At 69.6% G+C, this 12,898-nt stretch carries 12 protein-coding genes; all 12 read left to right on the forward strand.

The genetic code is table 11. From position 1 onward, the window contains the following. The first annotated feature begins 55 nt into the window (after positions 1-55). The 12 genes from AC3EO7_RS00390 to AC3EO7_RS00445 all read left to right on the forward strand — a co-directional run bounded on the left by AC3EO7_RS00390 (position 56) and on the right by AC3EO7_RS00445 (position 12,896). Positions 56-2,485 (forward strand): RelA/SpoT family protein, encoded by a 2,430-nt coding sequence (locus AC3EO7_RS00390; protein WP_431972159.1) that lies wholly within the window; start codon positions 56-58, stop codon positions 2,483-2,485. Positions 2,486-2,809: 324 nt separating this feature from the next. Continuing rightward, positions 2,810-4,447, forward strand: coding sequence for a cutinase family protein (locus AC3EO7_RS00395; protein WP_435590140.1), 1,638 nt, complete (start codon positions 2,810-2,812; stop codon positions 4,445-4,447). Positions 4,448-4,524: 77 nt separating this feature from the next. Next, positions 4,525-5,430: a DUF8176 domain-containing protein gene (locus tag AC3EO7_RS00400; protein ID WP_431972157.1), complete on the forward strand. Its 906-nt coding sequence runs from the start codon at positions 4,525-4,527 to the stop codon at positions 5,428-5,430. Positions 5,431-5,446: 16 nt separating this feature from the next. After that, positions 5,447-6,328, forward strand: a complete 882-nt coding sequence (locus AC3EO7_RS00405) for a MinD/ParA family ATP-binding protein (RefSeq protein WP_435590141.1) — start codon at positions 5,447-5,449, stop codon at positions 6,326-6,328. Next, positions 6,325-6,969, forward strand: a complete 645-nt coding sequence (locus AC3EO7_RS00410; RefSeq protein WP_435590142.1) for a hypothetical protein — start codon at positions 6,325-6,327, stop codon at positions 6,967-6,969. Before AC3EO7_RS00405 ends, AC3EO7_RS00410 begins: the two co-directional genes overlap by 4 nt. 40 nt (positions 6,970-7,009) lie before the next feature. Next, a complete protein-coding gene (locus AC3EO7_RS00415; protein ID WP_431972154.1) occupies positions 7,010-7,306 on the forward strand; it encodes a hypothetical protein in 297 nt (98 codons plus the stop codon). Positions 7,307-7,313: 7 nt separating this feature from the next. Then, positions 7,314-7,586 (forward strand): hypothetical protein, encoded by a 273-nt coding sequence (locus AC3EO7_RS00420; RefSeq protein ID WP_068067780.1) that lies wholly within the window; start codon positions 7,314-7,316, stop codon positions 7,584-7,586. A 31-nt stretch (positions 7,587-7,617) separates the two neighbouring features. Continuing rightward, positions 7,618-8,280 carry a DUF8175 domain-containg protein gene (locus AC3EO7_RS00425; protein ID WP_431972153.1) on the forward strand — a complete coding sequence of 221 codons (663 nt, stop codon included), beginning with the start codon at positions 7,618-7,620 and terminating at the stop codon, positions 8,278-8,280. Continuing rightward, positions 8,277-9,089 (forward strand): DUF8175 domain-containg protein, encoded by an 813-nt coding sequence (locus AC3EO7_RS00430; protein WP_431972152.1) that lies wholly within the window; start codon positions 8,277-8,279, stop codon positions 9,087-9,089. Before AC3EO7_RS00425 ends, AC3EO7_RS00430 begins: the two co-directional genes overlap by 4 nt. Beyond that, entirely contained in the window at positions 9,083-9,934 is an 852-nt protein-coding gene (locus tag AC3EO7_RS00435) for a DUF8175 domain-containg protein (protein ID WP_435590143.1), read from the forward strand. The genes AC3EO7_RS00430 and AC3EO7_RS00435 overlap by 7 nt, the downstream gene beginning before the upstream one ends. Continuing rightward, positions 9,928-11,409, forward strand: a complete 1,482-nt coding sequence (locus tag AC3EO7_RS00440; RefSeq protein ID WP_431972150.1) for a hypothetical protein — start codon at positions 9,928-9,930, stop codon at positions 11,407-11,409. The genes AC3EO7_RS00435 and AC3EO7_RS00440 overlap by 7 nt, the downstream gene beginning before the upstream one ends. Beyond that, positions 11,406-12,896: an SCO6880 family protein gene (locus AC3EO7_RS00445; protein WP_431972149.1), complete on the forward strand. Its 1,491-nt coding sequence runs from the start codon at positions 11,406-11,408 to the stop codon at positions 12,894-12,896. The genes AC3EO7_RS00440 and AC3EO7_RS00445 overlap by 4 nt, the downstream gene beginning before the upstream one ends. The last annotated feature ends 2 nt before the right edge of the window (positions 12,897-12,898 follow it).

A 12,898-nucleotide genomic window follows, 5' to 3' on the forward strand; every position in this document is an offset into this window, starting at 1 on the left:
GGCGGTTGCAGCGGTCGGATAGGGTGGTCCGACCGCGGCGTGGAGAGGTGGTGGCATGACTCAGCATCTGGGCGAGGCGAATGTCGAGCAATCGGCGGCATCTGCCCCGCAGTCGAATGGTGCGGGGCCGGCCCCCGCAAGCCCGTCGCCCGCCCGGCCGACCCCCAACGATGTGCCCCAGCGGCAGCCCAGCGCGCCGCAGCGGCAACCGGGCACCACCGCCGCCGTTCCCACCTCCGCCTCGCGGCGGGTGCGGGCGCGGCTGGCCCGCCGGATGACCGGTCAGCGTGGCATCGCCGCCGTCAAGCCGGTGCTCGAGCCACTCGCCACGGTGCACCGCGAGCTGTACCCGAAGGCGAACCTCACCCTGCTCCAGCGGGCCTTCGACGTCGCCGACGAGCGCCACGCGCACCAGTTCCGCAAGTCGGGCGATCCGTACATCACCCACCCGCTTGCCGTCGCCAACATCCTGGCCGAACTCGGCATGGACACCACCACGCTGGTCGCGGCCCTGCTGCACGACACCGTCGAGGACACCGGCTACTCGCTCGAGCAGTTGACCGCCGATTTCGGCTCCGAGGTCGCGCACCTGGTGGACGGCGTCACCAAACTGGACAAGGTCAACCTCGGCGCGGCCGCCGAGGCCGAGACGATCCGCAAGATGATCATCGCCATGGCGCGCGACCCGCGCGTGCTGGTGATCAAGGTGGCCGACCGCCTGCACAACATGCGCACCATGCGTTTCCTGCCGCCGGAGAAGCAGGCGAAGAAGGCCAAGGAAACGCTCGAGGTGATCGCCCCGCTGGCGCACCGCCTCGGCATGGCCACCGTGAAATGGGAGCTGGAGGACCTCGCCTTCGCGATCCTGCACCCCAAGAAGTACGACGAGATCGTGCGCCTCGTCGCCGATCGCGCGCCCTCGCGCGACACCTACCTGGCGAAGGTGCGCGCGGAGATCGTCAACACCCTGGCCGCCTCGCGGATCAACGCGATCGTCGAGGGCAGACCCAAGCACTACTGGTCGATCTACCAGAAGATGATCGTCAAGGGTAAGGACTTCGACGACATCCACGACCTGGTCGGCATCCGCATCCTGTGCGACGAGGTCCGTGACTGCTACGCGGCGGTCGGCGTGGTGCACTCGCTGTGGCAGCCGATGGCGGGCCGGTTCAAGGACTACATCGCCCAGCCGCGCTACGGCGTCTACCAGTCGCTGCACACCACCGTGGTCGGCCCGGACGGCAAGCCGCTGGAGGTGCAGATCCGCACCCAGGACATGCACCGCACCGCCGAGTTCGGCATCGCCGCGCACTGGCGCTACAAGGAGACCAGGGGCAAGCACTCCGGTGACGCCGCCGAGGTCGACGACATGGCCTGGATGCGCCAGCTGCTCGACTGGCAGCGCGAGGCCGCGGACCCCGCGGAGTTCCTGGAGTCGCTGCGCTTCGACCTGAAGTCGCCGGAGATCTTCGTGTTCACCCCGAAGGGCGACGTGATCACGTTGCCGCAGAAGTCGACTCCGGTCGACTTCGCGTACGCGGTGCACACCGAGGTCGGCCACCGCTGCATCGGCGCGCGCGTCAACGGACGCCTTGTCGCACTGGAGCGTCAGCTCGAAAACGGTGAAGTGGTCGAGGTTTTCACCTCCAAGGCGCAGAACGCCGGACCCAGCAGGGACTGGCAGAACTTCGTGGTCTCCCCGCGCGCCAAGGCCAAGATCCGGCAGTGGTTCGCCAAGGAACGCCGCGAGGAGGCCCTGGAGAGCGGCAAGGAGCAGATCTCCAAGGAGGTCCGCCGCGTCGGGCTGCCGCTGCAGCGGCTGATGAGCGTGGACGCGATGACAGCCGTCGCGCACGAACTGCACTACACCGACATCTCCACCCTCTACACCGCGGTCGGCGAGCACCAGGTCTCCGCGCACCATGTCGTGCAGCGGCTCATGGCCCAGCTCGGCGGCATCGGCGACGTGGAGAACGAACTCGCCGAGCGCTCGACGCCGTCCACCACGCCGAGCCGCCAGCGCGTCACCGGCGATGCGGGCGTGCTGATTCCCGGCGCGCCGGGCACCGTGGCCAAGCTGGCCAAGTGCTGCACCCCGGTGCCGGGCGACGAGATCATGGGCTTCGTGACCCGCGGCGGCGCGGTGAGCGTGCACCGGACGGACTGCACCAACGCCGGTTCGCTGCGCGATCAGGCCGAGCGGATCATCGACGTGCAGTGGGCGCCCTCGCCCTCCTCGGTGTTCCTGGTCGCCATCCAGATCGAGGCGCTGGATCGCACCCGGTTGCTCTCGGATGTCACCAAGGTGCTCGCGGACGAGAAGGTCAACATCCTGTCCGCCTCGGTGGCCACGCACGGCGACCGGGTGGCGATCAGCAAGTTCACCTTCGAGATGGGCGATCCGAAGCATCTGGGCCACTTGCTGAACGTGGTTCGCAACGTGGAGGGCGTCTACGACGTCTACCGCGTGACCTCGGCCGCCTGATCGATTCGCCCGCCGCCGGGACGCCGGGCGAATCACCTTGTCTCCCAGCAGGTTTGCTGGCTGTCTCGAAATGTTTGCTCGGCCACGGGGCGGTTCGGCCGACCGTGTCGAGCCCAATTGTCGCCCGCCGGTAGCGGTCTCGCGGAGGTCGTCGGAAACTTGCCACGCGAAGTTCCGCGCCGCGCCGGTGTGAATGATGTATGCTTCGGCGTTTTGCGAAAAATTTTCGCTGTTGCGGCAGTAATAGCCGGAATCTGTTACGGTCTATTGCGTTTCATGGCGTTGAGGGTAACTGCGGCAACACGGGATTGATTGCGGATCGCTATGACTGATTACACGGCAAGACTCTCGGGGCTGGTGGTCGCGACCACCGTTGCCGTCGCCGTCGCGACGGCGAGCCCCGCGCTCGCCGATCCGCCGAATGCCGCAGCGCCCTCGACCGATCTGGCCCTCGACGACTGTCCTGCGCTGTACGCGTTGGGCGTTCAGGGCACGGGGGAGTCCTCTCCGGACGCCGCGCCCACCACCGACACCGGCATGCTCTCGACGGTCTTCCTGCCGTTGCTGGCCAATGCGCCGCAACCCGGGCTGGTCGATCGTGCTTACGTGCCATACGAATCCGGCTTCGGCGGCTTCGTCAACGGCGGCCCGGCCCCCTATCTCGAGTCGGTGCAAGGAGGCTTGACGCGACTACGGGACATGGCCGCGCAGGTGGCCCAGCGGTGCGCCGACACGCGGCTCGCGATCGTCGGCTACTCCCAGGGTGCGCACGTCGCCTCGGTTTTCGCGCAGGAGGTCGGGCAGGGGCGCGGGGTGGTCGCCGCCGACCGGATCGCCGCCGTCGCGCTGTTCGCCGACCCGACCCGCAATCCCGGCGCGCCGCTGTTCCCCGGCTCGCCGGGCAAACAGACGCCGGATCCCGCACCGGGCACGGCGGGCGCCGAGATCGCGGCCATCGCCGCGCTGCCGCAGACGCCCGCGGGCGGCGGCGGTATCGGCCCGCAACGGGACCAGGCGGCCGACTTCGCGGCGCTCACCGGCCGGGTGGCGAGCTTCTGTGCCGCAGGCGATCTCGCCTGCGACGCGCCGCAGGGGGCGCCGATCCTGAAGGCGGTGGCCTCGGTGGCGGGCCAGGCGAAGCTGAGCGGCGGCGACCCCATCGCCTCGCTGGTCTCCATCGCCCAAGCGCTCGCCTTCACCTCCATCAAGACCGCGACCAAGGTCGTCGACGAGGATGTGCAGGGCACCTCGCTGGCGAATCTGTCACTCTCCCCGAAGAAGTCGATCTCGCAGCGGATCGCCGACGCCTCCGATCCGCGCACGCCGCTGGATCTGAACGGCGCGCTGCGCGCCGTGCTGAAGGTCGGCTCGATCGGACTCAACGCGGTCGCCACCGTCGCGAGAGCGGTGATCGGTCCGGCCGCGATCTCCGAGCTGGCGACCGCGGGACTGTCCAATCCGGCGGCCGGTCTGCTGCTGCTCGGCGCCAAGTTGCTCGGCGCCATTCCACAATTGATCCCGCCGACGACCGTCTCGCGATTGGTCACCCAGTCGTTCGACGCGGTCGTGCAGAACATCACCGACAACAGCGAACTGCTGAACGTCACCACCTGGGTACGGTATTGGGACACCGTGCAGCGACACGGCGCGTACAGCACCGCGGCGGTGGCCGCCAACGGCGACGCGCCCACGCGCTTCGTGGCCGACTGGTTCGCCGCACTGGCCCGTGACCTGGCCGATCGCTTCGGCGCGGGCGCCGAGCCGCTGGGTGGGGCCGACAAGCCGCCCGCCGGATTCTTCGGCCACGGCACCGGCGCGTCGGCTACGCCGAATTCGTCCGGTACGGGACAATTTCCGTTCGGGACAGGAGCCGATGGCGCCTCATCCGGCGGCGCGACCTCGATTCCGCCCACCGAGCGACCCGGTGCCGCCACCAACAGCTACCCGTTCTCCACGAACTGATCGCCGAGAGGTCCGACGATGCGATACCACGTGCCTGGCTCTGCGGGATTGGGGGAATGTTGAAGTCGTACAAAAACTTGTCCCGATGGTACGACGCGCTCGAGCCCGACAATGGGTCACCCGCCCCGGCACAGCAGGACGACGCGAGCCTCGACGCGACCGAGGACGACGGACCGGCCCGGTATCCGCACTACATTCGCGAGGAAGAGGACCCGGAGGAGGCGCGCGCCCGAAACGAGGTTCCCGCGGACCTGGCGTCGCGGCGCGCCGAGTTCACCGGCGGCTGGTCGGATTGGGTCGCCGACCGCGCACCGGGGCCCGACGACGACTACGCCCCGCGCGACGGCGATCTCGTTCGCTTCCCCTGGCCCGAGGACGACGACTACGACGACGAGCCCTCGCCGCCGGTCCGTCAGTTGCCGCGCGCGCTGCGCGACCACCCCGCCTCGCGCCGGGGTCGCGTGGTCGTGGTGTTGATCGTTGCGGTGTTGTTGCTGGTTTTCGTAGCCGCGGGCGCGCTCTACCTGTTGCGGTCCTCGGGCAACCGCGCCGCCATCGCGCCGACGACCCCGCCGATGCAGTTCACCGCGGGCAGCGCTCAGGCGGGCATCACCTCGGGCTGCCCGACCGAGCGCGCCGACCGGCTGATCCGCAGCGCGGCGCCGGGCAGCACGGCCAGCGGCCCGGACGTGGTGCTGGCCTTCCAGTACGCCTACTACGTGGAGCGATCCGGCGAGCGGGCGCGGGCATTCGTCGCGCCGGACGCGAACATCTCCGCCGCCCCGACGATCCAGCGCGGGATCGACAGCGTGCCCGAGGGCACCACGCATTGCGTGCGCATCGTCACGGTGGCCGACAACATGTATTCGGTAGAGGTCACCGAGTATCGGCCGGGCGGAGCGCCGGCCACGTACAACAAGCAGACGGTCACCACCGCGGTGATCGGCGGCCGCACCCTGATCATGGGTATCGCGGCCGGATGAAGGAGAGCTGAGAACGATGGGAGAGGACTGGAGCCGCTGGCTCGACGAGGCGCCCGAGGAGGGCGCCACGCAGGGTCGTCAGGCGCGTGCGAAGGCTCCGGTGGTGCGGTTGCGGCGCGGCAAGCGGGGTGACGGCGAGGAGGACACCGGCTCCACACAGCGGCCGATTCTGGTGGTCGGCGGGTGCGGTGGCGCGGGAACCACCACGACCGCACTGGGCATCGCGGGCGAATTGGGTTCGGCCGGAACGTCGATCGTCGCGGTGGACGCCACCGCAGCGGGCAGCGATCTCGCGCTGCGCGGCGCCGACGAACACCTGCACCCGATCAGTCTGCAATCGTGGCTGTACGGGCGCGGTGACGACGAACCGGCCCCGTTGAAGGAATGTCTGTCCCGTGCCACCTCCGGCATCGGCCTGCTGTGGCGCGACGACGCCCCGCTGCGCCGCCGTGCGACCTATCTGACGGTCGCCCGCGCGGTGGAGGACGCGGGCTTCACCGCGGTCTACGACGGGGGCAGCGCGATCGCAGGACGCCAGCTGCGTCCACTGCTGGACGACGCGGATGTCGCTCTGGTGCTTGCCATTCCGGCGCGCCCGGACGCCGCGAACCGGCTGCGCGTCGCCCTGGAATGGCTCGACGACCAGTTCGGCGATTCGGCCGAGGGACAGGGCGACGGCATCGTCGGCGACACCACCATCGTGGTCTCGCACCAGCAGCCCGGCGGCGATTCGCGGGTTGCCGACCATTTGCGTGAACACCTGGCCGGTTGGGTTCGCGACATCAGGGAGATTCCCTACGACCCGCACCTCGCCCGCGGCGAACTCGTCCGGCACAGCGCGCTGGCCGCCGAGACGCGGCGTGCGTACGGGGTGCTGTTGTCGGGGGTGGCATCATGACCGCCGCCATGAAACTTCGCCGGAAACTCGATCCGCAGCCCGCTGGCGTCGTCGCGCCGCCCGAGTCCCGTCGCGCCCCGGTCTGGGACCGTCCGGTACCCGGTGTCGGACGCGCGCCGCTGGTCTGGCTGCTGGGTGTGCACGGCGGAGCCGGAGCCACTACCCTCGCGCATGTGCTTGCGCCGACGGCGGATTCGAGCCGCCGCTGGCCCGGCGTCTTCGAGCGTGAATCCCCCTTTGTCGTGTTGGTGGCCAGAGAGACGATCGCCGGGTTGACCCGCGCGCACGATCTGCTGCGCCAGCACCACTTCGGCTTCGGCGGCCCTTCCGAGGTGCTCGGCCTGATCACCGTGGCCGCGCGCCCGGGCAGGATGCCCGCCGAGATCCGGCGCTACCGCGACGTGGTCGGCTCGCTGGCCGGTCCGCTGTGGCAGGTGCCGTGGTACGAGGAGTGGACCCTGGTCGAGCCGGAGCAGTTGCCGGTGTGGACGCCGGGCGATCCGATGCCGGAGAAGAAACGCAAGATCGATCCGCTGGCCGAGGTCCCGCTCGAGGTGCGCGAGCTGGGCGTCGACATCGTCTCCGTGGTGCGTGAGAAGCTTGACAGCACTGCGGGTTTCGACGAGGGGGAGGAATCGTGACGGAGACCGGCGCGCGCAGCAATTTCGAGAAAGGCATCCGATGAGCATGTTCCTCCTCGCCGTGCAGGACACGTACGGCACCGTGCTGGCCCAGGTGGGCAATCCGACGCCGGAGGCGCCGCCGGGATCGGAGAAGATCTTGCAGATGGTGCGCTACCTGACCTGGTTCGTGCTGCTGTCCGGTGTCTGCGGAATCATCTACGCCGGTGGCAGATTCGCCTGGGAGAAGTGGACCGGCGGTGGGCTCGAGTCTCCGAAGATGGTGGCGGGCGCGATGATCGGCGGCGTGGTCGCCACCAGTGCGGGCACCATCATGAACGCCGTCATCGGGACCTAGGACGAGCATGTCCACCGCGCGTATGTCGGCGGAGCTGCTCGCCTACAAGCAGATGCCCTCCGAGGTGCTCGAACCGCTGATGCAGCTGCTGAACTGGCTGCTCTGGTTCGTGCTGCTGGTGTGCCTGGCCTGGATGATCCTGTCCGCGGGGAGGCTGTGGATCGCCTTCCGCAGCGATCTGGCCGTCAACGACGCCACCCACGGCGTGGTGATGAGCCTGATCGGCGCGACGGTCGCCAGTACGGCCTCGGGGATCGCGTTGGCGTTCCTGCCGACGTGAGCCGCGGGACCCTGATGGAGACGGTTCGGACATGAACTGCACAGCGACGCGGTCGCATTCGGTGGCGCACTCGCAGCACGGCGCGGGGCGTCGGGGTCGCGCGGCCGGAATGGTCGGCGCGGTGTTGCTGGCGGCGGCCGTCGGCTGCGGCGGCGCGGACGAAGCCGCGGGCCCGGATCTCGCCGCGCGGCCGAGTGGGTTGCGATGGGAGCCCTATCAGGGCGTGGCGCTGCCGCGCACCGACCAGGGACCCGCGTCCGTCGCCGACGGCGCCGCAACGGGTTTCGAGCAATCGCCGCCCGGCGCCGCGGTCGCGGCCATCACCCACACCGTGCGCCTTTCGGTGGCCGCCGACAACCAGTGGTCGAAGGTGATCGCCGCCGAGGTGGTGCCGGGAGTCGCTCGGGACGAGTGGGCGGTGAGCCGGGTGCAGTTGTCCATCACCGGTCCCGCCGATCCCGAGTACGCCCCGCGCCTGCTCGGGTACAAGATCACCGACTACACCGAGCAGCGCAGCGCCGTCGATGTGTACACCGAGTACTCGGACGGCTCGAAAGCCGTGAACCACACCGTCGTCGAGTGGTTCGCCGAAGACTGGAGATTACGACTGCCCGAGCCCGAATCGACCGCACGCCCTGTCGAGGCGATCGACGTATTACCCACCGACATCGTGACATTGGAGGCGCAGAAGTGAGCGAGCGGGATTCTTACGCGCGCGATCGCGTCTCCTTCGGCGCGATCGCGTCCGCGGCGCTGCTTGCGCTCATCGTGATCGTCGGCACCGTGGTGTATCTCACGCGCGACGACGAGGCCACCGGCAGCAACGAGGCCGAGTTCGCCGCGACGACCGGAGAGGGTTTCGCGAGCCCGGAGGTCGACCTGTTCGGCAGGCGCGTGGATATTCCGAACAACCCTGCGGGGCAACCGCTTCCGCAGGATCCGACGCACCAGCGCAAGCCGTCCGACCCGGACTGGCTGACCGCATCGCCCGAGGGCACCGTCGCCCCGCGCGGCTGGCAGCGGGTGTACGGCGCGTCCGTGCCGTTCTCCACCTCCGACGGGCCGACCCGCATCGAGGACGGGCTCGCCGTCGGCTACGCGCACACCCCGCAGGGCGCGGCGCTGGCGGCCGCGCAGATCACCTACCGGATCAACGCCCGCCCCGCCGACCGTGACCTCTACGTGCGGCAGGTGCGCGTCTCGGCACAGCAGATCGCCGCCTACGACCGAGCGCTCGACGAGAACCGGCTGCCGAAACAGCAGCCGGAGAAGGTGACTCGCTACTTCGTCGCCCCCGACGCGTTCAAGGTGGAGAACTATGCCGACGACCTGGCTATCGTCCGGTTCGCCTCGCGCGGGCCCGTCGTCGACGGCAAGCAGCTGTGGGCGGCGCTGCGCCTGGTCATGGTGTGGGACGCGGGCGACTGGCGGCTCAAGCCCGCGACCAGCAACGGCGCGCAGACCGAGTACATCGAATCGCTCGAGGGGTGGACGAAATGGTGACCGGCGGCCCGGGATCCGTCCGTGAGCGCCCGCCGCTCGCGCTGCTCGGCGTCGGCGCGGGGCTGGCGGTGGCGATCGCCGTCGGCGTGACGGTGACGGCGACCAGGGACGGCGGCACGGCCGCCGACTCGACAGTGACGGGCTCCGCCTCTCAGCACGCCCCCGGCGCCGGTGCGGCAGGCCTCGTCGGCTTCGCGGGACGGGAGACCGACCTCTTCGGCAGGCCGGTGGACATCCCAGCGAACCCGGCGGGCGTTGCACTGGAACAGGTTGCGAGCCTGCCGACGCGGCCCGGCCAGCCGGACTGGCTCACCGCCGCTCCCGCGCCCGCCGAGGGCGAAGGCATCTGGCAGAAGCTGTTCGGCGGTCCGGTCGTGCGCTTCTCCGGCTCGGACGGCCCGGCGCGCATCGAGGGCAACGCCGCCGTCGGTTTCGCGCACACCCCGCGGGGCGCGGCACTGGCGGCCGAACAGATCTACTGGCGCACCAACGCCAATCCGCGCGATCGGGACCTGGTGCTACGGCTGGTCGAAGTGACTCCGCACTACCTGGCGGAGTACGACCGGCTGGTCGCGAGCGGCAAGGTCTCCGAGCGGATTCCGGAGAAGCTCAGACCCCTGCTGTTCGCGTCGGACGCGTTCCGGATCGAAAGCTACGCAGACGATTCCGCGATCGTCCAGTTCGCGAGAAAGGCCCGGGAAACAATTGATGGCCAACCAACATGGGTGGGCATGCGCCTTGCGGTCGTCTGGCGCGACGGCGATTGGAAGCTCAGACCGGTGACCGGCGAGCAGCAAGTCCAGATCGAGTCCCTGCGGAACATCGAGGGGTGGACACGATGGTGAAAAAACTAGTGACGATCCTCGCGGTCATCTTCACCGTGATGATCGCGACGCCGACGGTGGCCTACGGCCAGACCTACGGCTTCGACGAGACCTGTAACGAGATCCACGACACCCTCGACGGTGTCGGCCTGCCCGGCATCTCGCTCGGCGACGCCGCGTCCGCGGTGTGCAAGGCGGGCAACGCCGCCTCGCATCCCGGCGACGCCGCGACGGCCGTCAAGGACAAGGCGTGGGACTCCACCTTCGGCAAGGTGGTCGATTCGCTCATGAACGGCCTCGGTGAGGCCATCATCCTGGCGCTCACGTTCTGGATGAAGGTGCCGAACGAAGCCGCGAGCGACAACGGGTCACTGTTCACCAGAATCAACGACTACACCTATCAGATCCAGATATTGCTGCTCATCGCCTCGGTCATCCTGTCGGGCGCGAGACTGGCCGAAGCCAGGCGCGGCGCGGCGGTCAGCGAGGCGGCCGAATCGTTCCGCATGTTCGCCAGGGTGGTGTTCAGCTCCTGGATGCTCGGCGCCATCATCGTGGCGGGCACCCAGGCCTCGGATCGCTTCGCCGAGTGGATCATCAACGACTCGACCAACGGCAATGCCAAGGACCTGGCCGAGTTGATGGTGAAAACCAGTAAGCTGCAAGCCTTCTCACCGGGTCTGGTGCTGATCATCGCGATCGTCGGCCTGCTCGGCGCGCTCGCGCAGATCGTGTTCGCCATCGTCAGGCAAGGTCTGCTGATCATCGCGGCAGGCGTGCTGCCGCTGGCGGCCGCCGCGTCGGGCATGAACATCGGCAAGTCGTCGTATCAGAAGCTGATCGGCTGGATCATCGCCTTCATGCTGTTCAAACCGGTGGCGGCGATCGTCTACATGATCGCGTTCACCACCGCGGGCCACGTCGACGGGCTCACCTCGACCGGCGGTCTGCCGGAAGGTGAAGAGGCACAGCGCATGCTGGTCGCGATCGTGCTGCTGTGCAGCGTGGCGTTCGTGCTGCCCGCGCTCATGCGCCTGGTCACCCCGGCCGTCGCGATCGTCGGCTCCGGCGGCTCGGGTCTGGCCTGGACCGGCGGCGCCGTGGTCGGCGCGCTGGCGCTGGGCGCGATGGGCACCAAGGCGGTCGGCGTCAAGGCCGCGGCGTCCCCCGGCTCGGCGGGCTACGTCAGCGGCAGCGGATCGGGACCGCGCCCGCCGGGCGGCGCGGGCGGCGGACGCGGCGGCGGCGCTCCACGTCCGACGCCCCCGCGCGGCGGCGGAGGCGGCGGCGGAGCGGCGGGACAACCACCGCGCGCCTCCGGACCGCAGGGCTCGGCCGGAGTACCGTCCGGGGCAGCGCGGGCGGCAGGCCGTATCGGCGCGGCGAGAGCCGCGGCGGGCAGTATGCGCAACGCCGACGATTCCATGGGTGATGTCGCAGGCGATCGTTGGGCGAACCGCTCGCCCGACCTCGGGAGGAGCACCATTCCGCGATGACGATGACCGAACCCTACGAGCGCCGTTCCTACGGCCTGTGGCAGAAGCCGCGCAGCGCAGGTCTTTTCGGCCTGCGCTGGGAAGAGACCGTGATCGGCTTCGTGGTCGTGATCACGGCGCTGATCTGCGCGATGGTCGGCGGCTTCCAATGGGGTCTCATCGTCGGCGGCGCCGGCGTGGCGGTGATGGTTCCACTGGTGTGGCGGACGGGGGGCCGCTCCGGCTATGAGACGGGATTGATGATGTTCAACTGGATGCGCTCGCGGAACAACGGCGAACACGTGTACCGGGGCGGACGGTTCTCCCGCATCCCCGGCGGCGTCACCCGGCTGCCGGGCCTGCTGGCGCCCTCGAAGCTGTACGAGGGCATCGACGCGGGCGGCTACAGCTTCGGCATGATCCACCTCCCGCAGTTCGCGCAGTACACCGTGGTGCTGCGGGCCTGGCCGCAGGGCCACGAGGCGGTGGACCAGCCGGTCATCGATCGGTGGGTCTCGGCGTGGGGCACCTTCTTGGCCTCGGTGGGTCAGACCAGCGACATCGTGGCCGTGGTTCCGGTGATCGACACCGTCCCGGAGACCGGAAACCGTTTGCTCACCGAGGTTTCCACCATCACCCGCCCCGAAGCGCCGGAACTGGCCCAGCAAGTGATGTACGAGCTGGCCACCGAGCTGCCGCAGGAGCGGGTGCAGCTGCTGCCGCGCGTCGCCATCACGTTCAAGGCCACCACCGCGGAGCGCCGCAAGAACCCGGCCGAGGAGGCCGTCGAGATCGGTCGGCGGCTGCCCGGCATCTGCGCGGCGCTGGCCGAGGCGGGCGTGCGCGCCCAGCCGATGTCGGCCGACGAGGTGATCGCCTTCATCCGGCGCAGCTACGACCCGGCCTCGCAGGCCGATCTCGAGGTCGCCGCCTCCGAACCCGAAGGGCACGGGCTGGATTGGGCCGACGCGGGACCGGTCTCGTACGACGAGAAGTGGGACCATTTCATGCACGACGGCGGCCGCTCGGTGACCTGGGAGATGGACGCCGCCCCCGAGGGCGCGGTGGACGAGCGGGTGCTGCAGCGCCTGCTCGCGCCCAATCCCGAAGTGCCGCGCAAGCGTATCGCCATCGTGTACCGGCCGCACTCGGCCGCCGACGCCGCCGAGATCGTCGACGACGACTTCAAGAACGCGCTGGTGGCCCAGCAGAGCGAACGCGGCGTCGTCTCGGCCGCCGCGACCCTGCGGGTGGGCGCCACCCAGCAGGCCCGTGAGGAACAGGCAAGGGGTCACGGTGTGACCCGCTTCGGGGCGCTGGTGACCATCACCGAGCCACTGCGCGGCGATCTGCCGCGCATCGAAGCCATTACGCGCGACCTGTCCACCCAGGCGCGCTTGAAGATCCGGCGGTGCTACCGCTACCAGGCGGCGGCCTTCGCGGCGTCGCTCGGGTGCGGGGTGATCCTGCCGGAGCACGCGACGATTCCGAAGGCATTGGCGGGGTGAGC

Source organism: Nocardia sp. bgisy118 (assembly GCF_057708605.1).

Coding starts and splice junctions, on each gene's coding strand:
- AC3EO7_RS00390 (WP_431972159.1), top strand. CDS start 56: ATGACTCAGCATCTGGGCGAGGCGAATGTCGAGCAATCGGCGGCATCT.
- AC3EO7_RS00395 (WP_435590140.1), top strand. CDS start 2,810: ATGACTGATTACACGGCAAGACTCTCGGGGCTGGTGGTCGCGACCACC.
- AC3EO7_RS00405 (WP_435590141.1), top strand. CDS start 5,447: ATGGGAGAGGACTGGAGCCGCTGGCTCGACGAGGCGCCCGAGGAGGGC.
- AC3EO7_RS00410 (WP_435590142.1), top strand. CDS start 6,325: ATGACCGCCGCCATGAAACTTCGCCGGAAACTCGATCCGCAGCCCGCT.
- AC3EO7_RS00415 (WP_431972154.1), top strand. CDS start 7,010: ATGAGCATGTTCCTCCTCGCCGTGCAGGACACGTACGGCACCGTGCTG.
- AC3EO7_RS00420 (WP_068067780.1), top strand. CDS start 7,314: ATGTCCACCGCGCGTATGTCGGCGGAGCTGCTCGCCTACAAGCAGATG.
- AC3EO7_RS00425 (WP_431972153.1), top strand. CDS start 7,618: ATGAACTGCACAGCGACGCGGTCGCATTCGGTGGCGCACTCGCAGCAC.
- AC3EO7_RS00435 (WP_435590143.1), top strand. CDS start 9,083: ATGGTGACCGGCGGCCCGGGATCCGTCCGTGAGCGCCCGCCGCTCGCG.
- AC3EO7_RS00440 (WP_431972150.1), top strand. CDS start 9,928: ATGGTGAAAAAACTAGTGACGATCCTCGCGGTCATCTTCACCGTGATG.
- AC3EO7_RS00445 (WP_431972149.1), top strand. CDS start 11,406: ATGACGATGACCGAACCCTACGAGCGCCGTTCCTACGGCCTGTGGCAG.